The following is a 21,521-nucleotide window of genomic DNA, read 5'->3' as shown; positions in this document are numbered from 1 at the left end:
CACAACTCCACCAAAACATAAAAATAGTGGTCCAAAGTCCCGGAAAACGGAACTTTGGACCACCGTAATCAATGAATTTGGACACCCGCTTAAAAACGTGGACCTCCGAAGCCGCCACGCCCCCTCCGGGGACCTCCTCCATGGCCTTTTCCTTCAGGCTCTTCACCTATAACATTACGCCCTCCCAACAAATTGAGCTTATAAATGAAATGGACCATGACGTAACTGTTAATGGAATTGTTCCAAGAGTCCGTACGCTGCGTAGCGGAGACCGAACGCCAAATGTTACTCCGTTCGCGCAAAATATCATACCACTTCACTGCGACCGTGGCAGCATTCCCTTTCAAGAAACTCTGCGAAAGTTCCGCATTCCAAATCAATTCATTAGTATTCATCGTCGCATCATCATATCCTCGACGACTGCTTTGGTCTATGTTGGACGAGAAACTCATGTTCCACGGCATATTCACCTGCACGTTTCCCCCATAAGAAAAGTTATACGTATCCAGATTCGCATTCTCCTGCAAATCGTTCCGGGCATGCTGGTAGTTGATGTTGCCATTCACTCCTATCTCAAGTAGGTCATTACGGAAATTAAACCTGACCCGTTCCCCAATATTGGAATTCTTCGTGGTACTCTTTTGACTGAGGTTTACGATTTGGTCGGATGTAACATCTTGACTTACATCCGAGTCTGAACTTATATAACCTACATCATTCGCATAATAGAAAGAGGTAAAAGTGAAAAAGTTGAAATACTTCTTTTCCCCGATTGCCGTATTGAACATCAGCCCCGTCCAAGTATTCCAATTACCGTCGATATTCATAGGCATGGTGGTACGCCGTCCCGAAGCCTCATCATAAAGCACGGCCGTGCTGATGCTGTTTTTCGTCATGTTCATGTTCATATGCACCATCCACCCGCGTTGCAAATCGGGGATGTAATTGTTGTAAAACAGTTCCATGCGGTTATTCCACGAAGGTTTCAACCCAGGATTACCTTTCGACACGTTCAACGGGTCTGAATCGTCAGTCACATCCAACAAGTTCGTCATTGAAGGTTGCGAGGAACGCCCGTTATAACGGAAACGCAACTGTCCGGTTTCAGAGAACTTATAACGGAAATCTATACGCGGCGCCCAATTGTGCACATTGCGCACCACAGAAGTATCAAGACTCCCCTTGGTATAATCCATATAAGTTTTCTGCGGCTGCACAGACACACCCGCACTGAAACGTATCTTGTCTTTCCCATAACGGAACATCACCGTAGCCTCCTGGTTATGCTCCTTGTAAGTGGCATACTGGCTGTTTTGGTAATTGCGAGCCAATTCCAACCAATCCACACCCGGAATATACTCCAAAGGGAATGCCTCGAGCTGTTCCTGTGTAATGACACCTTTGGACACCAAGCTATCCAAAGAATACATCGAACGGTCGGAATCCGAATAACGGTACTGGTAGCGGTAGCTGAACTGCAAATGCGCGCCCTCAAACAACGGTTCGCTATAGCTCAAATCCGCACTCCCGTTATAACTTTTCGAAGGGTTCGCATTATATTGGTGCATGTAAGATTTTTCGTTGTTCCCATCAGGCTTGCGCCGGAGGAAATAATTCACTTCCGATATGCTGAACGACTTGTTTTCCGAATCGGAAAGCCCTCCCCTCATACGCAAAGTAAGGTTGCGTCCTTTGCTGTTCAGGCGACGGTTCACCATTAGCATTCCGTCCACGGAATAGCTTTTCCCGTCACTGTGGTTCCAACGCCTGTTATCATTCACCACGATACTGTCTGCCACATAATCACGGTATTGCGAAAGCGGATCGGACATGCCCCATGCGTACGGGTCATCATTGAACGTCACGCTACTGCTCTGCCCGTTGCTGTAATTTTCCGAATAAGAGAAATTGGGACGGAACATGATGCGCGTCATCGTATCCGGCGACCATTCAAGCCGGAAGTTAGAATTCACGTTCGTGTTACCCGACCGTGTCCGGCCAGAATTATTGGAAAAAGAACTGTTCGCCCCTGCGGAAAGGAATGTTTCGGAATTGGTAATGGAAAGTTGGTCCGTGTTACGATGGTAATAACGTGCATTCCCCCCCACCCTCAGGCGGCCTGCCTCATTTTCTTTCTTTCCGTTCTCCCATACGAAGTCGATTCCCGCCTCTTTCATGGCCTCCCGTCCGTTTTGGTTCAAGTTGTTGGCTCCCCCGAGCCCAGTCACGCGGAGCTTGTCTGTGAAATGGTTCACCATGAAACGTCCTGTATATCGCTTTTCCGTACCATATCCCCCGTCCACATTAGAAATCCATCCTTTTTTCATTTCCGGTTTCACGGAAAGGTCGATAACCGTCTCTTCCTCCCCGTCCTCGATACCAGTCATCCGCGTATAGTCGCTCTTGCGGTCGTAAGACTTTATCTTTTCAATCATATTGGTCGGCAAGTTTTTCATCGCCACCCGGGTGTCGTTGTCAAAAAATTCCTTGCCGTCAATCATGATTTTCTTCACCTCCTTACCGTTGATGGTAATCGTCCCGTCTTCCGCGACCTCAGCACCGGGCAATTTCTTCACCAACTCTTCCAAAGCCGAGCCTTCGGGCACTCGATAAGCACCGGCATTGTAAACGAAAGTATCCGCCTTCATTTCCACCTGTGCCTGACGAGCTGTCACTTCGATCGCATCCAGTACAGCCGCATTAGTCTCCAAAAGGATGGTGCCCATTGCCATCGAAGGTTTTGAAGCCGCCACCTGTACATCTTTATAATAAGGCTTAAACCCCACCGAAGTAATTCTGAATATGTATTTCCCTGGTTTCACGCTTTTGATGGAAAACTTACCGTCCAATCCGGAACTGGCCCCCGCAACCAATGTACTATCTACAGGTTTAAGCAACACCACTGATGCTGAAAAAGCCGGCTCATTAGTGTCTTCCTCTATCACAGTTCCACTCACCGTCACACTCTTACCGGCAGTTTTCTTTTGTTCTCCAACCGCCGCATCCTGCGCCCATAAGCACAAGCTCCACATACATAGCACAAAAGCTAGCACGTTTCTTTTTTTCATGTTTATCCAGATCTTAAAATTAATTTTTAAACGCCATTCGGTAGTATGACGAACAACCCACCTATCGGTTTAATCCAACGGGTGCTTTTTAACAAAAAAAATGTATTTATCACCTAACCACCTGCAAAATTAAATAATCCACAAGAAATAAAAGGCAAAATGGAACATTATCTTCCAAAAAACCTATCTTTGCAATCGAATTATCATGAACATGCGCTATGCAAAAGCAGAAAATCATTATTTCACAAAATCTGAGGGAGAGTTTGGAACAGGCCATAACCCACCAACCTCATGACAAGTTATTTGTCCTGACGGATGAAACCACATATAAAAAGTGTTGGCCGGTTATCTCCGGTTTCCCGTCCATGCAACAGTCTGAACACATCGTCATCAGTGCCACAGACGAACACAAAAGCATAGAGACCCTCATTTCAGTATGGACCGAATTAAGTCAAAAAGGCGGCACACGCCATTCCCTGTTGGTCAATTTAGGCGGGGGAATGGTAACCGACCTTGGAGGGTTTGCAGCCTCCACTTTTAAAAGAGGTATCCCGTACATCAACATCCCTACGACTTTGCTAGCCATGGTGGATGCAGCTGTAGGCGGAAAAACAGGCATTAACTTCAACGGTTTGAAAAACGAAATAGGAGCTTTCGCACCCGCCGCAAGCGTATTGTTGGATACAGAGTTCCTGAAAACACTGGACTACAAGAACATCTGTTCCGGATATGCGGAAATGCTGAAACACGGCCTTATCAGCACAGAAAAGCATTGGGCAGAATTGGTCTCATTCGACTTGGACGACATCGACTATCTCCAACTGCAAGAGATGGTGGCCCAAAGCGTAGCCATCAAGGAAAATGTCGTGGCACAGGATCCGTATGAACAGGGTATCCGCAAGGCCCTGAACTTAGGGCATACAGCCGGGCATGCACTCGAAAGCTTGGCCTTGGCAGAAGAGCGTACCGTACTGCACGGTTACGCAGTGGCCTGGGGATTGGTATGCGAACTTTACCTGAGTTGCCTGCGAGAGGATTTTCCAAAAGACAAGCTACGCCAGACTACAGAGTTCATCAAAAGGTACTACGGTGTGTTCCCTTTCGACTGCAAGGCGTACGAAACGCTATACCAATTCATGACCCACGACAAAAAAAACACGTCGGGAGAGGTCAACTTCACACTATTGGGCGGCATAGGAGATATCCGTATCAACCGTACAGCCGGAAAGGACGAAATCTTCAACATGTTGGACTTCTACCGTGAAACCATGGGTTGCTGACACATTTTTAATTTTAATATAAACATGATGAAAAAAACATTAACCATTCTCGCCATGGCCGGTTTGCTGGGCATCCCGGCACATCTTTCGGCTCAAAGAGCCAAGACAGGAAATCCCGTACTCCCGGAATTTCATGCCGATCCTGAAATCCTGTATGCGAAACAAACCAACAAGTACTACATCTATTCCACTACCGACGGAACTCCGGGATGGGGCGGATACTATTTCACGGTCTTCAGTTCCAAAGATTTGACCGACTGGCGCCACGAGGGTATCATGCTCGACTTGGGTACCGACCAAGTGAAGTGGTCCGACGGTAATGCGTGGGCACCGTGCATCATCGAAAAGAAAATGGACGGGAAATACAAATATTTCTTCTATTTCAGCGGCAACACGCCCAACGGGAAAGCCATCGGAGTAGCTACCGCAGACCATCCTTGCGGACCGTTCACCGATGCCGGGCATCCTATCATAGACCGTCGGCCTGAAGGTCAGAAACACGGGCAGCAGATAGACGTGGATGTGTTTGAAGACCCCGTAAGCGGAAAAAGCTATCTTTACTGGGGCAACGGCTACATGGCCGGTGCGGAACTGAACGAGGACATGATGAGCATCAAACCGGAAACGGAAACACTCATGACCCCACAAGGCGGTACGCTGCAAGATTATGCCTTCCGAGAAGCTCCTTACGTGTTCTACCGCAAAGGCACTTACTATTTCTTGTGGAGCGTGGACGACACAGGTTCTCCCAACTATCACGTAGCCTATGGTACAGCCAAATCTCCGCTCGGACCGATTGAAGTAGCCAAAAATCCAGTTATCCTCATCCAACGTCCCGAACAGGAAATCTATGGCCCGGCACATAACGCCGTCCTACAGATTCCCGGTAAAGACGAATGGTACATCGTATATCACCGCATCAATAAGAATTATATCAAACATCAGCCGGGCGTACACCGCGAAGTATGTATCGACAAAATGGAATTCAACGAAGACGGCACCATCAAACCGGTCATTCCTACACACGAAGGAATCAAACGGGTGAAATGACCTGAATATCGGTAAACAATTCCGCATGAAGCGCGGATTGCCACACATAAGCAGCCGGATAACGGTTGCGCACTTCAGGGCAGGATAAAGACTGTATAACGTCGGCTTTATCCTGCCCTGTGACATAAAACCATGTATGACGGGCACGAACCATGACTTCACCGGTCATAGCAATGCGACGTTGGCCGGTGACGGGATGAGTGCTAAGTACATAAGGCGCCAAAGTATGAAGCAACTTTTCCTGTCCGGGAAAGACAGAGGAGGTATGCCCATCTGCTCCAATACCTAATAACACAAAATCAAACACAGGTATGCGCCCGTCCAATGGTAATTGCGACAACACCATCGAAGAATAGCGCAAAGCTTCTCTTTCCGCATCCTCTTGCCCTCCGCGTATCCGGAAAACCTGTTCCGAAGTTAATGGAACCTTATCCAACAAATGTATCTTAGCCAACCGGTAATTGCTGTCTTTGTTCCCAGAAGAAACACAACGTTCATCCACCCAATACACTCGGAAACGATTCCAAGGCGTCAATTCAGCGAACTCCTCTACCCACACATCAAACAAGACAGCCGGTGTACTGCCTCCTGAGAAGGCAACATTGACCATGTCGCCTTCACCCCCTGCCCCGGAAGGTTGCCTAATGGCAGCTAGCATATTCCGAAGCAACATTCTTGCCGCTTCACGGGCATTATCCGCTACATGTATGTTCATAGCTCACAATATAAATGAGTATTCGTCAAATTCTTACACGGATTGGTCCACGACGCTCCATGACGAGCCATCAGGCTATCTGCCTCCAACGGCCCCCACGAGCCTGCCGGATAACCGTAAAGCGGGCATTCCGGCACATCCTGCCAATATTTCAGTATCGGATCGAAAAAACGCCATCCGCTTTCTACGGCATCGCTACGGATAAACAACGTAGGGTCGCCCGCAATACAATCCTCTATTAAGCGTGCATAAGCATCCTCCGTAGGCAGGCGACCTAATTCGGCATAACTGAAGTCCATATCCATCGGGAGTACTTCGAAGCCTTCACCCGGCTTTTTCATACCGATACGCAATACAATCCCTTCATTAGGTTGTATACGTATCACCAAACGATTGGGTACCGGACAAGTACCTCCTTCGCAACGGAACAAGGAATAAGGTGCCGGCTTGAAGTGTATCACAATCTCACTCACTTTTGTAGGCATCTGTTTACCCGTGCGGATATAAAAAGGTACGCCGCCCCACCGCCAGTTGTTCAACTCCAACCGCATAGCCAAATAAGTTTCCGTCCGAGACAAAGTTGGCACTTGCTCTTCCTCTCTATATCCCTTACGGCCTTCAGAAGCCATATATTGCCCACGCACCACCGAATGACGGATGTCTTCTCCAGTCAATGGCGTCAAGGACTGGTAGACTTTCACCACCTCATTCCGGAATCCCGAAGCATCAAAGGCAGCAGGAGGCTCCATGGCTGTCACAGCCAACAACTGTGCCAAATGGTTCTGCACCATGTCGCGTAAGGTCCCTACTCCGTCATAGAAACCTCCCCGCGTCCCGATTCCCATATTCTCCACGGCCGTAATCTCTACGTAATCTATATAATTCCGGTTCCATAAAGGCTCGAAGACACTGTTGGCAAAACGGAGAGCCAGTATATTCTGCACCGTCTCTTTCCCCAAAAAATGATCGATGCGATAGATCTGCTCTTCCCGAAAGGCATCCAAATAAATACGGTTCAGTTCCAACGCCGACGACAAGTCATAACCGAAAGGTTTCTCCACGACGATACGCCTGAAACCATCGCCATCCCGATTCAATCCCTCCGCCTTCAAATGGCGGGGAATCACGCCGTAAAGCAACGGCGGAGTAGCCAAGTAATACAAATAATTATGAGGATTATCTATTGTCCGATCTATCTCCTCCAAGCGTATCCTCAACTCCGCATAAGCTTCCGGCTTCGAAGGATCGGCTGAAAGATAATGCAAGCAGGACAAAAATGCATGGATTGCTTTTTCGTCCACCTCGTCCGGTCGTACGAAAGAAAGCAACCCCTCACGTATAGATGTACGGAAACGGTCATCATCATAAGACGTACGCGCCATCCCCAACACAGCAAAACGGCGGGGCAACCGTCCCGCTTTATATAAAAGGTAAAGTGCCGGCATCAGTTTACGCCTTGTCAGGTCTCCCGACGCGCCAAATATCACAAGAGTCAAAGCATCCGGTTTGTTCATATTTCCTCCTTATTTTATTGTAGTGAGACCCATTCTTCATGATAAAACTTTCCCCTTTCACCATCCGTCCGCTCAAAAGTATGCGCACCGAAATAATCACGTTGCGCCTGAATCAAATTGGCAGGTAAAAAGTCCGTAGTCAAAGAATGGAAATAATTGAGCGCAGAGGCAAATGCCGGTACAGCCACCCCTTCACATACAGCCGTAGCCACCACTCTACGCCATGCAGGCAAAGCCTCCCTGACTTGCGTGGAGAAGGTTGGGAACAACATCAGATTCCCTCGTCCTCCCCCTGCCTCGTAAGCCCGGGCAAGTTCGTCCAGAAAAGCCGACCGAATGATACAGCCTCCCCGCCACATTCGGGCTATCATGGCCAAATCCAGATTCCACCCAAACTGTTCAGAAGCTCTCGACAGCAAATCAAACCCTTGAGCATAAGCCACTAACTTGGAGGCAAACAAAGTCTGTTCTACTTCATCAGCCGAGAATGAAGCATACGGTTCTTCCTCCAACCGGGAAGCATATACACGTGCCGCCTCCACACGCAGTTCCTTCTGCGTAGAGATATTACGTTGGAAAACAGCTTCCGCTATCAATCCGAACGATTCTCCCAATTCGAGCGCGTTCTTCACCGACCATTGTCCCGTACCTTTCTGCCCCGCCACGTCCAGAATACGATCCACCAAATACCCTCCGTCAGCTTCTTTATAAGCCAAGATTTCGGATGTTATTTCCACTAAATAACTTTTTAAGCAGCCTTCGTTCCAACGACCGAACAAGCGACTCATCCGTTCATTGTCCATTCCACCGGCCCGTTTCAACAGGAAATAGGTTTCGGCAATCAGTTGCATGTCACCGTACTCTATGCCATTATGCACCATTTTAACAAAATGTCCGGCTCCGTCCGGCCCCACCCAGTCACAACAAGGGGTTCCGTCGGCTGCCTTTGCAGCCATATCTTGTAAAAGAGGGCGAATCAACGGCCAAGCCTCTTTCGCTCCGCCCGGCATGATGGAAGCCCCCCGAAGGGCTCCCTCTGCCCCGCCGGAAACTCCTGCCCCGACAAACAGCAATCCATGAGCGCGGCAAGCAGCTACCCGCCGTCCAGTATCCACATAATCCGAATTACCTCCGTCTATCAAAACGTCCCCCTCTGCCAGAAAAGGACTCACTTGGTCGATAAGTTCATCCACTGCATTACCTGCCCGCACCATCATCATAATAATTCTCGGTCGGTTCAAAGATGCCACAAACTCTGACAAGTCCGAAAAGCCCAGAATTTGCTTTCCGGCAGCACGTCCTTCCACAAAACGTTCCGCAACACCTTCTTCCACGCCGGGCACAGTCCGATTCCACACCGAGACCCTACGCCCGTTTCTTTCCATATTCAGCGCAAGGTTTTCTCCCATAACGCCCAGCCCAATCAAGCCTACATCCGACAACTGCTCCATAAGTTCTATCTTTTTATCGTTTATTCTTTTCCAAAGGTCAGAAAAGAAGCAGGTAAATCCAAATGTTTACGGAAATAATTCGTCTAACTTAACAACTTTATGGTTTTCATAAAATGCCAGTGCAAACTTTTTATTGTGTTTAAGAACAAAATACCATCCCGCAAGACTTTACTTAATTACATATCTATGTAAACATTCGTAACTCCAATACAAAAAAACGCACCCACAGCACCCACAAGGGTATAAATCGTGAAGCGCAGAAACAAGTCTTGGAGAAAAATCTTCCCGTTCATTAGATATTTTCAAATCAATTCGCTAATTTTGTAACAAATACCTTATATCATGAAGCACTGGGTGACATTTTTGTATTTCACGGTTTGGTTTGGAAGCATGCTATGGTGTACATCCTGTCATTTTATAGATGCGGAAATCACGCCAAAATGGCATTGTGCCATTTTTGGGACCACCCTTTTCTTTTTCATAAGTGCAGGTAGGGCATTCCACCAATCCCATCCCACGCTACCTTTCATCACCGTGTCGTGGGCAGTCATGCTGTGCGCTTCATCTCAAGCCCTATATGGACTTTTGCAAAAGTCCGGAATTTACTTCCCCGCCACAACCTTACCAATATGCGGCAGCTTTGACAACCCGGCGGGACTGTCTTCCGCACTTGCCTTTTCCTTGCCTTTCAGCCTCATCCTTACCCTTTCTGGCAACCTATGGCATCGTATTGCCGCTTGGACAAGCGTCGTTCTTATCACGGGTACCATCATGGTTTCCGAATCCCGGGCAGGAATGCTTAGTGCCTGCACCGTCTTCCTTGTCTTTTTCCCGATAAAACGGACAGGTATGCGTAAAGCCCTCTTTTGGGGCATGATGGCGGGCTTCGTCGCAGCCATCGTTTTCCTTTACCATTACAAAAAAGATTCTGCCGACGGACGGCTCCTGATATGGCAGTGCACTTGGGAACTCATCAAGGAGAGCCCCCTGACCGGACACGGCAATGGAGGTTTCGAGGCCAACTACATGCACCAACAAGCCGATTTCTTCCGCCTACACCCGGAAAGTCCGTACAGCCGGTTGGCCGATGACGTGAAATCCCCGTTCAATGAATACCTCGGATTGTGTGTATCTTATGGCCTCATCGGAGCGTTCTTTCTCTGTGCCATGATATGGACAATATACCTTGCATGGAGGAGACACCCGCACGGAAGCTCGTCAACTGCCATACTTTGCCTTTTGTCCATCGCGGTATTCTCCCTGTTTTCCTATCCATTCCGTTATCCCCATACATGGTTCTTCTGTGCCGTTTCTATTTCCCTCTTGTTGCACAATGCCTACCCCGTAGTGTGGCACAAGTCACGACGAGCCATACTGTCCGCATGTGTCCTAACTGCCACCCTCATTTCTTTACGGGATATTTCCCGAATACGTTCAGAAATACGTTGGTGCGACACAGCCAACCGCTCGCTTTGCGGCCTGACGGACAAAATGCTTCCCACCTACCGAGAACTTTACGAAGAATTAAACAAAAACCCGCTATTCCTTTACAATTATGCCGCTGAACTGAACGTAGCCGGACACCATGCTGAAAGCTACCGCATCGGACAGGAATGCGAATCCTTGATGGCCGACTACTATACCCAACTCTTACAGGCAGACAACAGCAAGCGGCTGAAACGCTATGAGGAGGCCAAGCGCTATCTAAGGCAAGCCGCTCTCATGTGCCCCAACCGTTTCACCCCACCTTATGAACTTTTCAAAATCCATCAGGAGGAAAGCGACACGGCAAGCATGGCGCAAACCGCCGAATGCATACTCCGGAAGCCCATAAAAATAGACTCTCCCGAAGTGCGCCGCATATTATCCGAAATCAAGAAGTTCAAGACAGACATACGACATTAAAAACGAAAAGCCTTATGAAACGAATGACTACTGCACTTATCCTTGCCACCTGTTGCACCGCCCTCATGGGATGCATGCCGGAAACAGCCACCGGCATGCAACATCAGGCACTCCCGTCTACCGCGCCTTACCTTTCGCTCATCGTCCCGAAGTGCGCCAAAGATAAGACGAAGAATCTCGAAATCTTGAAAGAAGCCGAGAAACGAATCGAGCCGTACATCAAAGCCGCGGGACAACATTTGACGCTGTCTATAGAATCCGGCAAAGAAATCAACATATCGGAAGACCTATACCTCTATTTTGCCCGTAAAATCAAGACCCACAACCGTCGTTCGTCCCCCAACAAATTCCCACGTGTGAGGAAAAACATATCCGAAACCGCCTCGGACTATTAACCTAAACCCATCACCGGAATGAAAAAGCCAACCCGACAAACCGTCCGATACCTTTCGGCCTACACCGCTTGTACGGTCGCCGCATACCTACTCCTGAACCTTCCGTTCCTACACGAACCGGAACAGGGCGGCAACGTATGGCTTTTCCTGTCCATGTTCATTATCGGGATTGCCGCATCAAAAGGGGGAACCCGGACAAGAAACCTGACTCTCTTGTTCCAGATGCCCACACTCCTGCATGCCATCTTCATGGCCGCCTTTTTCTTCTGCCCGCATTTGGAATATGCCCACTTTGTCACCATTAGTGCCGCGCTCTATTGTGTGTTCTTCATCCTTTGGCATACCTTTTCTCCTCCAGACATCACCGTGTGGCATATTCTCGGGGTAACTTATCCGGGCATGCTCATCTTGCTCTTTGTCCCGGACGTGTGTTCCGGTACCGGTTGGGATGATTTCCTTCTCAACAGTGGCGGCACCCTTTCCACCTATGCCGTTTACGCCCTATGCCTGTTGCCCGCAGCCGTATTTTGCCAAGTTCAAGACAATATCCTAAAATGGGGAGTTGCATTCTTCGTTTTATGCTCCACCCTGTTTTTCGGGGGATTCTACTTGGACCCGCTCCTTTACCATAAATTCCAATATGGAACCTTCACTGGGACATTGGAAAAAACACTTCCGCCCGTCATACCTGATACAAAGGCAAAACAAGGCAATATGCCATCCCGCATCCAAGTATATTTAGTCTCACGCCACCCCGACGTTTGGACAAGCAAGAAATTTGAAGGCTTAGCCGCACAATTCCGTAGCTATCCTGTGGACTTTTCCATCCTCGGCATCACTGGTACACAGTCCGGCAAGGCCGTCTTCATTCGAAACTACGAAACCCTCCACCTGAAAATGCCACTGCATTTCATTGACGAGAACCAACTACAAGCGTCCTCCCTGAATGCCCGTACATACGACAATTACATCTGCATCCTTTGGAGAGGCAAACTTATCTACAAAGGGACTGCCGTACCGACACGGCATGCTGCCCGCTTCCTTTTAAAGACATTACAGCCATGAATATTTCCATCAAGACACTCCTCGCCCTTGCGGTCTTCCTCTTACCGGCCTGCAAGCGGAATCCATCCACCCCTTACGTGCAAAAAGTGTACGAAGAGGCTGTCCGCCTCCAACAAGCGGGCAACCTGAACGATGCCATTTTCCATTACCAACTGGCCGCCACGTCATGCCATACCATAGAAGATAGCCTGTCTTATTGGTGGAAAGCCATGTATGGGCAAGGGAAAATATGGAAACGCAAGAACTTTTTGGAAGATGCACGCCGTGACCTTGAAGCCGTCCTGCGCTTTGCCCGAAAGCACCGGCTCGACACGGCCGCCTACATGGCCTATCGTCCGCTTACCCTCATATACCTTGAAAACGGGATGTACGGGAAAGCATATACCCACGCCCTTCGGGCACAGGACATCGCATCCGGAAAAAATTTCCCGGATACTTTGACGCGAGGACAAAGCGAAGAAGCTGCAATAGCTTTTTCCGCTTATGCATGGCATACCCGACAAGAGATTCCCGACACGATTTACAGGCGATTGGCCGGAACAGCAGCATCTCCTGACATGGAGCGCCGCATTCTCGCGCTCGGCCTCCTGGCCTTATATAAAGAAAGGGACACGGCCACGAATCCCTACCTCACAACCTACATAGAAAACTGCAACCGTTATTGGAAAACACGCTTCAGGCATTTCACGGACGAAGCCGAACGCGAAAAAAAACAACTGATTGCCGAACGGGACGCATTCGCTGAAAGGGAAAGGAATGTCTTGTTCATATCCCTGACCCTATTTTCCTTACTGGTCTGCGGTGCAGTCTTCGTTGCGTCCACTTACCGTAACAAACATGCAATCGACCGTATCCGGCTCATTTTAAAACAAAAAGAAGAAACCATCCGGTACTTGGAGGCACAAAAAGGAAACGATGAATCATTACGCCTGCAAATAGAAGAAAAGGAAAAGGAATGGCACCAACAGGAACTACAGATCAGGAGCCTTCATCTGTACGACATGGAAGTCGGTCGGAAAATCCCTTCGGCAGACAACCCGCATGCCCCGCAACCCAAAGACTACACGAACCTGATGTCCGATGCGGGACAGCAAGTGAAATTCCTGAAAGAGATGGATTACTGTTTCAATAATTTTGCCACCGGGTTGCAACAACTCATTCCGGACCTTACCATTGAAGAAACGGCCTATTGCTGCCTCTTCCACCTGAACATCCGCACGTCGGACATTGCCGAAATGTTCAGCCGGAGCAAAAGTACCATTTCAAGCAGGCGGAAACGCCTTGAAGCCAAAATCAATGCTAAAAATTAGCCTTCAAACAGAAGCATCGAACAGGAATCGAACAAATTCTCATGTAATGATTTTACAAGTCGTAGAATATCAAAACCATAACACTTAAAAAGAGTGATAAAAATCGAACCATTTGCGAACTAAAATATTTGGATTTTACTCAAAAACATACTTAACTTTGCGATGTGAGAATTAAAATCATGTCGAATATTTAAAAACAAACGCCAATGGGTTAAACAGCAACAAGGAGACTACGACAATGGGAGGTTGTCGGCTTCAAATAAAGAGTAGTAACAAAACTTTCGTGTTAATCTATTAAATCAAATCATCATGAATAAAGTAAAAGTTTTCATGGCCATGATTGCCGTGGCATTGGGTGGACTTATCATTTGGAGTTGCACCCAAGACGAAATGGAAAACGGGAAAGCCACCTTCCGCTATTCGGCAGAAGAAATCGCCACGCTGCGTGCCATGGCAGAAAAGTACGGAGTGCCGAATATAAAATTCATCACGAGTTCCCAGTTCCCTTTACCTTCCATGAAAGAAATGGAACAAAATTTTATTGAATTTGCCGTAATCAAACAAGTTGTTGCTCAACCATTGGAGGTGGTAGATTCTACTGCTACTTCCAAGATTTATAAGACAAAGCAAATGCCAAGAACAAGAGTTCTCAAACGTGTTCCAGAAATGTCCACTGACGGCATTGACCTTAGTCAATTTGTGGCTGCTGTAGGTACCAGTTTTTGGCTCACACTAAAAGTAACGGTTACAAAAGACAAAAATGACCCAAATAAAGATCCAACCGTAAGTGTTTATGGTAGCTTAAAATTACCATACGATACCTACGATACCAGTTATGGAAAAAGTGGTGAAACCACAAGTACAAGGTGGATTAGCAAAGATAGAATCGGAGTTTCATATTCATGTAATGTTACTAAATATGAAATAAAAAGGACTCAATTTGGAGAAGAAATCAAAATAGAATTAGCGTCAGATAATGTCACAGTGGATACAAGTACAGCAATATAAGTATCATAGTCAGAATGAGACTATTTGTTCTTTTCTTAATCGAGAGAAGGGAACAAAGAGTCTTATTCTTAACTTTAGAGAAAATATAATGAACAATATTCTATACAAAATTTTATTTGTCTTTCTTTGCATATTTATATCAAGCAAAATAACAAAGGCCAACACCGATTCCCTTTACCGTAAAGTACAAGGGTTCGGCATCGGGTTGCCACAGGAAAAGGTGTACCTCCACCTCGATAATACCTGCTATTTCTTAGGAGACACAATTTGGTATAAAGGATATGTCACACGAAGCGATAAAGGAACACTCACGGATTTAAGCAAAATACTATATGTGGAATTGCTTACTCCTGATGGGTACTCCGTAGAACGACAACAACTCGAAATGACAAGCGGCACAGCATCCGGAATGTTCATTCTCAAAGATTCACTTTATGCAGGCTACTATGAACTACGTGCCTATACCCGATGGATGCTCAACTTCGGGCAATGTGAATACCCTCACATTTCACGTAAAAGCCATGGCTTTTATAGCCGTAAAATGAAAGATGACTATATAAGGGATTATGAAAAGCTGTATTCCCGGGTGTTCCCCGTTTATAACAAACCTAAAGAAGAAGGACGTTACACCAAAGAAATGACCCTAAGACCCATGAGAAGATATTACAAGGCACGGAAACTGAAACCGACCGCTGTCCTACGCTTTTATCCGGAGGGAGGACACCTTGTGCAAAATACAACCGGGCGGGTTGCCTTGGAACTGAATGACGAAGAAGGCAAACATTTGGAACACATTGACATCACCATCACAGACCAAGACGGGGAGAAAGTCAGCGAATGCCAAACCGACAAGAGAGGAAGGGCCTCATTCATCCTGAAAGACATATCTCCCGAAGGAAAATACAAGGCCACATTCACATTAAAGGGGGTGAAATTCTCCGAAAAGTTACCGGAAGTAGAAAAAAACGGCTGCGCCCTGTCTGTCACACAAACCGACTCCACAGTCGAAGCCTCCATACAAGCCGTAGGAATAGAACGGAATATTGCACTGCATGTCATGCATCAAGGAGTCTCCAAGTTCTACCTCCCATTAAAGAAAAACATAAAAGGAAAATACGATACCGTAAAAATCCCGCTCCGGACACTTTCCACCGGAGTAAACCAACTTATAATATTCAACAGCGAGGGAAGAATCTATGCGGACCGGCTATTCTTCGTAAACCTCCACGACTATGACAAGCCACAAATAACCATTTCCGGAACGGGAAAACAGTATGAGCCATTCGACTCCATCACCTTACGCCTGAAACTTACGGACACGAACAAACAAGGACGAAGCGTGTCGCTCTCCATACGTGACCGGGCTACGGAAGAACCCACATACGACAATGGCACCATGCTCACGGAAATGCTGCTCGCCAGTGAAATCAGGGGATTCGTGGAAAACCCTGGATTTTATTTCGAAAGCGACGACAGCATTCATCTCCAGGCACTCGACCTACTCATGATGGTACAGGGCTGGAGAAGATACGAATGGAGAAAGATGGCCGACATCGAACCATTCACCCCTAACTGGTTACCGGAAAAGTTCCAGACCGTCGCCGGATGTGTCAACCATGCCGAAAAATGGAATGTGGATTTCAAAAAAGCCAGCAACCTCAAAAGGGAAGTGAATGTATGGGCCATGTTTGTACAAAACGGAAAAACGATTGAACTCAAACAGCCTACAAGAAACGGAACTTTTTACATGCAAACGCCAAAAATCTACGGGGAATACATGCTCTTCCTCAGTGCCGCAAGACAGGACAAAGGAACTGACTACATCACCAGAAGTCGGCAAAAGGACTTTACCGACGAGGAAGCTTGGCCGGACTATTACGTGAAAATGGACCTTTTCTACCCGCACTTTGCCAAACCATACAATTATTATCAGGATGCCACCAGAAAAGACATGCCACATTTTGAAGGAGAAGACAGCATCGTACGCGCATCCTTCACCAACAGATATATGCCTGCCGTCACCGTACAGGCCAAAAGGGGCGGGCTACGCCATTACGACCCCACCAAACCGGCTGTCGTAATCGATGCATACGAGGCTTATAACCTGATGGCTGACTATGGAATGAGCGACCGGCCATTTTACTACATGGGGGATTCTGTGTACCATCTATTAGCAGCATTATACGTGGGAGACATGAATATGCACAGGCAATACTACCGTGAGAAAAGGTATGACGGGAATACTCAAAAAACAAAAAACTGGTACCGTTTAGTAAAAGCGCCTCTCGAACATGCCATCTCTCCCGTCAAAGTGGAACTTCCAAAGCCCAACATCGGAGGCTATCAGACGCTCAGGAAATACAGTTATCTGAGTTGGTTGGACAAATTCTATATCTATACCGATTACGTACCCCGAGAACAAGGCAGTTGGAAATACAAACAGGACAACCAACCGGAAGTCATCATCGACTACCGCCTCTACCCCGACGGCCAATACTTCCCGGCATGTCGCGACCGCCGATACCGCTTGCAAGGCTATGCTGTCTGTGAGGATTTCTACAGCCCCGATTACAGCCGGAAACCTCTGCCTGACACCAAGGACTACCGACGTACACTACTCTGGATACCGGAAGTCAAGTTCGACGAGAAAGGGGAAGCCACCGTACGGCTCTTCAACAACAGCAAACAGACCGTCATTTCCGTGGAGGCGGAAGGCATCACCGGGAAAGGAATACCTATCGTTTATAAAAAATAACAGAATAATTGTGGCTTAAAGGTAACTTAAACGTAATACTAAAAAACAAAGGTATGAAAAAGGGCATTTTTATCTTACTCGCCATAAGCTTGACCGTAAGCTTCTACGCATCGGCAAGCCCAGAAACCGATTCCCTTTACCGTAAGGTACAGGGTTTCGGCATCGGGTTGCCACAGGAAAAGGTATATCTCCACCTCGACAATACCTGCTACTTCGTGAGCGATACGATTTGGTACAAAGGATATGTCACACGCAGCGACAAAGGAACACTGACCGACTTGAGCAAAATCCTCTACGTGGAACTGCTCACACCGGATGGATTCCTCGTCGAAAGGCAGCAACTCGAAATGCCGAATGGAACAGCTAACGGTGCTTTCGTACTGACGGATTCACTCTATGCCGGATATTACGAACTACGGGCATACACACGGTGGATGCTCAACTTCGGGCAATACGAACATCCGCATGCCCAATGGAGCGAGGACGCTTTCTATAACAAGGAAATGGCCAAAGACTTCTTTCGGGATTATGAAAAACTCTATTCAAGGGTGTTCCCCGTCTACGACAAGCCAAAAGAAACGGGACATTACACCAAAGACATGACACTACGTCCTTTAAGGAGGTATTTCAAGGCACGGAAAGGGAAACCGGAACTCGAACTGAAATTCTATCCAGAAGGAGGAAACCTCATAACCGGAACGGACTGCAACGTTGCTCTGGAACTCAATACGGAAGAGGGGGAACATCTGGAAAACGTGGAATTTGACATACTCGACCCACAAGGAAAGAAGATAACCAAAACCCGAACCGGAAACAGGGGAAGGTGTACATTCATCCTGCACGATGTTGCGTCCGAAGAAGGGTACAAAGCCGTTTTCCAATACAAAGGATACGACTATGAAGTGAAACTCCCTGAAGTGGAGGAAGAAGGCATCGCCTTGCAGGTTAGACAGGACACCCTGCTAAGAATAGAACTGCAAAGAAGCGAAGGATTGACGGACTTCCCGGAAGGACTGGCCCTGCAGGTTATGGCACAAGGAGTACCCCAAACCTTACAGCACATCGACTTCGGAGACAAACGAAAGACAAACGTAACCATCCCGTTGAACGAACTGTGCACGGGGGTGAACCAAATCACAGTATTCGACGGGAAAGGGCAAATCTATGCCGACAGGCTGTGTTTCGTCAACCGCCACGACTACGATTCTGCAAGGATCGACATCCATGGAATAGAACCACAATACGAGCCGTTCGCACCCGTCACACTAAACCTGAAACTACAAGACATACAAGACACGGCCACATCCGTATCCCTTGCAGTCAGGGACAGGGCCACGGAAGAACAAACCTATGACAACGGAACCATGCTCACGGAAATGATGCTCGCCAGCGAAATCAAAGGGTTCGTCGAAAATCCCGGATATTATTTCGAAGCTGACGACAGCATGCACCGCAGGGACTTGGACCTGCTGTTGATGGTGCAGGGATGGAGAAGATACGAATGGAAAGAAATGGCGGGAATTGAAGCCTTTTCATTACGGTTCCTGCCCGAAAAGTCACAGACTATAGAAGGACAGGTGAATCATACCTATTCATTATATAAAGACAATGATTTCGGAGAAAAAGCATGGATAACCTCATTAATGAGAAAAGATGCACATGACAACCAAAAAGAAGAAGTTAAACCCATTGATTTCTATACCACAGAAATATGCGCCTCTAAATTCAAAGGTAAAACACTACAGGACTTGTACGCTCCATCCATCTCAAAAATGAAGAAGGAAGTACATGTCATAGCTTCTTTCCTCCAAGGAGAAAGCACGCTTGAACTAATGCAGAAAACCCAACAAAGTACATTCTACATGGTTACCCCAAAATTTTATGAAGATTGCGTATTAAACCTCATGGCTTCTGATGCCAAAGACCCAGTAAGGGATGCCATAAAAAAACAGAGAAAGGGATTCATGGATGAAACAGAATATCCCGATTTTTACGTAAAGCTCAACCATTTCTATCCCAATTTCCCTAAACCGTACACATTTTACCAAGACAAAGAATATGAAACGAACTATCCTGACAGTCTATACACCGTTTCTGGCGTATTCAACGGGCGTAAACTTCCCACTGTAACCATTCGCAACAAACGAAATGGATTACGACGATTCAACAACAGCAAACCCACCATCATCATAGATGCTTATAAAGCTTTCAACCTCATAACCGACCATGGATTGAACGGAGGAAAACATGATTGGAGAACTTTCTCACAACAAATCGCTTTTAGTTTTGCGAATGACATGGGACAAGACAGACGGTACTCTATCAAAGAATGGTTTGACGGAATCCCATTAAAAATGAATCCAAATGAAAATACCAGGAATGACCAAGACTTCAACAGCCAAGAAGACTACGCCATTGCCAGTTCCAATAAATCGGGAATTCTCCTTTCTGATAAATATGAAGAACCGGAGCATGACGAAAAAAGTCCAACCCCAATAGGATCCAATTTCAGTATTTCCAAACAAAAGCTCAAGAAATACCGCCTGCTCCGTTACCTTGACAAAATCTATATCTACACCGATTATGCCCCTCGCGAACAAGGCAGTTGGAAGTATGCACAAGACAACCAGCCCGAAGTCATCATAGACTACCGCCTCTTCCCCAACGACGGATACCAAAGGACTTACCGGGACCGGCATTACGTCCTGCGAGGCTATGCCGTCTGCGAGGATTTCTACAGCCCCGATTACAGCCGGAAACCTCTGCCTGACACCAAAGACTACCGGCGTACACTACTCTGGATTCCGGAAGTCAAGTTCGACGAAAAAGGGGAAGCTACCGTACGGCTCTTCAACAACAGCAAACAGACCGTCATTTCTGTGGAAGCGGAAGGGATTACTGGAAAAGGAATACCTGTCGTATGGAAGTCTGACGTTTGTACAATGAGCAAAAGGAACAAAGATTACCTTTATAAAACTATAACGATTAAATAAAGACCATATGAAAAAAGATTTCAACCGTATTATATACTACTTTATGGGGATAATCATCCTTACCGTATATTCTTTAGAGGGAACCAACCTACACTCGGATTTCACTACCACATTAGTATCCTATATCATACTTATCTCTGCGTTATCCCAATTTTATGAATGGGGGTACGGCAAGAAGAAGTACAAAAAGGAAGAAACTCCTAATAGCATAAAGTATATAGAACGTTCCGAACGCGTTACAGGTGTACTATTTTTGATATTATTCATATATAATGTGTTTTTCACTCAATGATACGAATAGAATATCTAAATAACAAATGGAATACTCCTTTAATCTTTTAAACACATGAATACTCAAATCAAACTTATCCTACGCGCCCTATTGCCATTACTGTTCATTGGAGCGAACAGAATAGGCCAGCACATAGCCCGTCCTCATTTCATCCCGGACGGTGCCGCAGTAAGGGTAGAAGTATTGTTCCCCGCATTTTTGCTCTTCTTCTTCCCTATCATCCTGCTCATACACGGATGTATTTGTTATATAAACCAACGTCATAAGTTTAACCTGAAACGTCTGGCTTACGCTTTGGCCATCCTGTTCATTCTAATGTCCATTCCAACCTTTTTCCTTTCGGACAACCCATTATCTGCTAAAATATGGGAAGCATCGGAAAACCTTTTTGGCGCGGTAATACTTTGGCTGTACCTTTATGGGATGAACACCACGAGACAGGTTAACGTCCCGGAATGGAATAGCAAATCCGGCGTGGCATGGTTCTGCATCAGCTTATGCCTCATCGTAGGAATTCTCATTCCGTCTTGCCTGTTTCATTATGGAGTCATAGGAAGCATGCCATTCAGACTGTACAGCCCGCTCATCCTGTCATACGGATGGTTCGGGCTTATATGGCTTTTGCAAAACAAATGGATAAAAGCCGGGCTTTTAATTCTGGCCGTTTTCTCTTTCGTCTACATGTTCAACATGTCCACTATTCCATAACATTAAAATCAA

Annotated in this window: 14 protein-coding genes; 10 read left to right on the top strand and 4 right to left on the bottom strand. The window is 46.8% G+C overall.

Annotated elements, in window-relative coordinates; genetic code table 11:
- Nucleotides 1–89 precede the first annotated feature (89 nt).
- The gene (locus HMPREF9442_RS13770; RefSeq protein ID WP_008629748.1) at nt 90–3,068 is read right to left on the bottom strand and encodes a TonB-dependent receptor; all 2,979 of its coding nucleotides are present in this window, start codon (nt 3,066–3,068) and stop codon (nt 90–92) included.
- Between the two features lie 218 nt (nt 3,069–3,286).
- Here HMPREF9442_RS13770 and aroB point away from each other — a divergent pair, with 218 nt between their 5' ends.
- Both aroB and HMPREF9442_RS13760 read left to right on the top strand, forming a co-directional pair.
- Nucleotides 3,287–4,348: a 3-dehydroquinate synthase gene (aroB, locus tag HMPREF9442_RS13765; protein WP_008629747.1), complete on the top strand. Its 1,062-nt coding sequence runs from the start codon at nt 3,287–3,289 to the stop codon at nt 4,346–4,348.
- A gap of 24 nt (nt 4,349–4,372) precedes the next feature.
- Nucleotides 4,373–5,398, top strand: coding sequence for a family 43 glycosylhydrolase (locus HMPREF9442_RS13760; protein WP_008629746.1), 1,026 nt, complete (start codon nt 4,373–4,375; stop codon nt 5,396–5,398).
- Here HMPREF9442_RS13760 and pgl read toward each other — a convergent pair.
- Genes pgl through gnd form a run of 3 tightly spaced genes read right to left on the bottom strand, consistent with a single transcriptional unit; the run spans nt 5,382 to nt 9,078 of the window.
- Nucleotides 5,382–6,113 carry a 6-phosphogluconolactonase gene (gene pgl, locus HMPREF9442_RS13755; protein WP_008629745.1) on the bottom strand — a complete coding sequence of 244 codons (732 nt, stop codon included), beginning with the start codon at nt 6,111–6,113 and terminating at the stop codon, nt 5,382–5,384. The two genes, HMPREF9442_RS13760 and pgl, sit on opposite strands and share 17 nt — an antisense overlap.
- Nucleotides 6,110–7,627 (bottom strand): glucose-6-phosphate dehydrogenase, encoded by a 1,518-nt coding sequence (gene zwf, locus HMPREF9442_RS13750; protein ID WP_008629744.1) that lies wholly within the window; start codon nt 7,625–7,627, stop codon nt 6,110–6,112. The genes pgl and zwf overlap by 4 nt, the downstream gene beginning before the upstream one ends.
- 14 nt (nt 7,628–7,641) lie before the next feature.
- Nucleotides 7,642–9,078 (bottom strand): decarboxylating NADP(+)-dependent phosphogluconate dehydrogenase, encoded by a 1,437-nt coding sequence (gene gnd / locus HMPREF9442_RS13745; protein WP_008629743.1) that lies wholly within the window; start codon nt 9,076–9,078, stop codon nt 7,642–7,644.
- 342 nt (nt 9,079–9,420) lie between these two features.
- On the opposite strand from gnd, the gene HMPREF9442_RS13740 reads away from it, so the two are divergent.
- The 8 genes from HMPREF9442_RS13740 (at nt 9,421) to HMPREF9442_RS13700 (ending at nt 21,509) form a co-directional block, all read left to right on the top strand.
- On the top strand, nt 9,421–10,983 hold the full coding sequence (locus HMPREF9442_RS13740) for an O-antigen ligase family protein (RefSeq protein WP_253271119.1): 1,563 nt from the start codon (nt 9,421–9,423) through the stop codon (nt 10,981–10,983).
- 14 nt (nt 10,984–10,997) lie between these two features.
- The gene (locus tag HMPREF9442_RS13735; RefSeq protein WP_008629736.1) at nt 10,998–11,378 is read left to right on the top strand and encodes a hypothetical protein; all 381 of its coding nucleotides are present in this window, start codon (nt 10,998–11,000) and stop codon (nt 11,376–11,378) included.
- A gap of 18 nt (nt 11,379–11,396) precedes the next feature.
- A complete protein-coding gene (locus HMPREF9442_RS13730) occupies nt 11,397–12,443 on the top strand; it encodes a hypothetical protein (protein WP_008629734.1) in 1,047 nt (348 codons plus the stop codon).
- Complete coding sequence (locus HMPREF9442_RS13725) at nt 12,440–13,753, top strand: hypothetical protein (RefSeq protein WP_008629732.1); 1,314 nt, start codon at nt 12,440–12,442, stop codon at nt 13,751–13,753. The genes HMPREF9442_RS13730 and HMPREF9442_RS13725 overlap by 4 nt, the downstream gene beginning before the upstream one ends.
- 309 nt (nt 13,754–14,062) lie before the next feature.
- Nucleotides 14,063–14,761, top strand: a complete 699-nt coding sequence (locus tag HMPREF9442_RS15460; protein WP_008629730.1) for a hypothetical protein — start codon at nt 14,063–14,065, stop codon at nt 14,759–14,761.
- Complete coding sequence (locus tag HMPREF9442_RS13715; protein ID WP_008629728.1) at nt 14,730–17,516, top strand: hypothetical protein; 2,787 nt, start codon at nt 14,730–14,732, stop codon at nt 17,514–17,516. The genes HMPREF9442_RS15460 and HMPREF9442_RS13715 overlap by 32 nt, the downstream gene beginning before the upstream one ends.
- A 53-nt stretch (nt 17,517–17,569) precedes the next feature.
- On the top strand, nt 17,570–20,509 hold the full coding sequence (locus HMPREF9442_RS13710) for a hypothetical protein (protein WP_050795541.1): 2,940 nt from the start codon (nt 17,570–17,572) through the stop codon (nt 20,507–20,509).
- A gap of 346 nt (nt 20,510–20,855) precedes the next feature.
- Complete coding sequence (locus tag HMPREF9442_RS13700; protein WP_008629723.1) at nt 20,856–21,509, top strand: hypothetical protein; 654 nt, start codon at nt 20,856–20,858, stop codon at nt 21,507–21,509.
- Nucleotides 21,510–21,521 lie beyond the last annotated feature (12 nt).

It is taken from the genome of Paraprevotella xylaniphila YIT 11841, from assembly GCF_000205165.1.
In the GTDB taxonomy this organism is placed as follows: Bacteria; Bacteroidota; Bacteroidia; order Bacteroidales; family Bacteroidaceae; genus Paraprevotella; species Paraprevotella xylaniphila.
Note: the sequence above shows the minus strand (reverse complement) of the source record. Positions and strands in the feature narration are given on the sequence as shown.

Coding starts and splice junctions, on each gene's coding strand:
- HMPREF9442_RS13710 (WP_050795541.1), top strand. CDS start 17,570: ATGAAAAAGGGCATTTTTATCTTACTCGCCATAAGCTTGACCGTAAGC.
- HMPREF9442_RS13700 (WP_008629723.1), top strand. CDS start 20,856: ATGAATACTCAAATCAAACTTATCCTACGCGCCCTATTGCCATTACTG.
- HMPREF9442_RS13770 (WP_008629748.1), bottom strand. CDS start 3,068: ATGAAAAAAAGAAACGTGCTAGCTTTTGTGCTATGTATGTGGAGCTTG.
- HMPREF9442_RS13760 (WP_008629746.1), top strand. CDS start 4,373: ATGATGAAAAAAACATTAACCATTCTCGCCATGGCCGGTTTGCTGGGC.
- HMPREF9442_RS13740 (WP_253271119.1), top strand. CDS start 9,421: ATGAAGCACTGGGTGACATTTTTGTATTTCACGGTTTGGTTTGGAAGC.
- aroB (WP_008629747.1), top strand. CDS start 3,287: ATGCAAAAGCAGAAAATCATTATTTCACAAAATCTGAGGGAGAGTTTG.
- HMPREF9442_RS15460 (WP_008629730.1), top strand. CDS start 14,063: ATGAATAAAGTAAAAGTTTTCATGGCCATGATTGCCGTGGCATTGGGT.
- HMPREF9442_RS13730 (WP_008629734.1), top strand. CDS start 11,397: ATGAAAAAGCCAACCCGACAAACCGTCCGATACCTTTCGGCCTACACC.
- pgl (WP_008629745.1), bottom strand. CDS start 6,113: ATGAACATACATGTAGCGGATAATGCCCGTGAAGCGGCAAGAATGTTG.
- HMPREF9442_RS13735 (WP_008629736.1), top strand. CDS start 10,998: ATGAAACGAATGACTACTGCACTTATCCTTGCCACCTGTTGCACCGCC.
- HMPREF9442_RS13725 (WP_008629732.1), top strand. CDS start 12,440: ATGAATATTTCCATCAAGACACTCCTCGCCCTTGCGGTCTTCCTCTTA.
- gnd (WP_008629743.1), bottom strand. CDS start 9,078: ATGGAGCAGTTGTCGGATGTAGGCTTGATTGGGCTGGGCGTTATGGGA.
- HMPREF9442_RS13715 (WP_008629728.1), top strand. CDS start 14,730: ATGTCACAGTGGATACAAGTACAGCAATATAAGTATCATAGTCAGAAT.
- zwf (WP_008629744.1), bottom strand. CDS start 7,627: ATGAACAAACCGGATGCTTTGACTCTTGTGATATTTGGCGCGTCGGGA.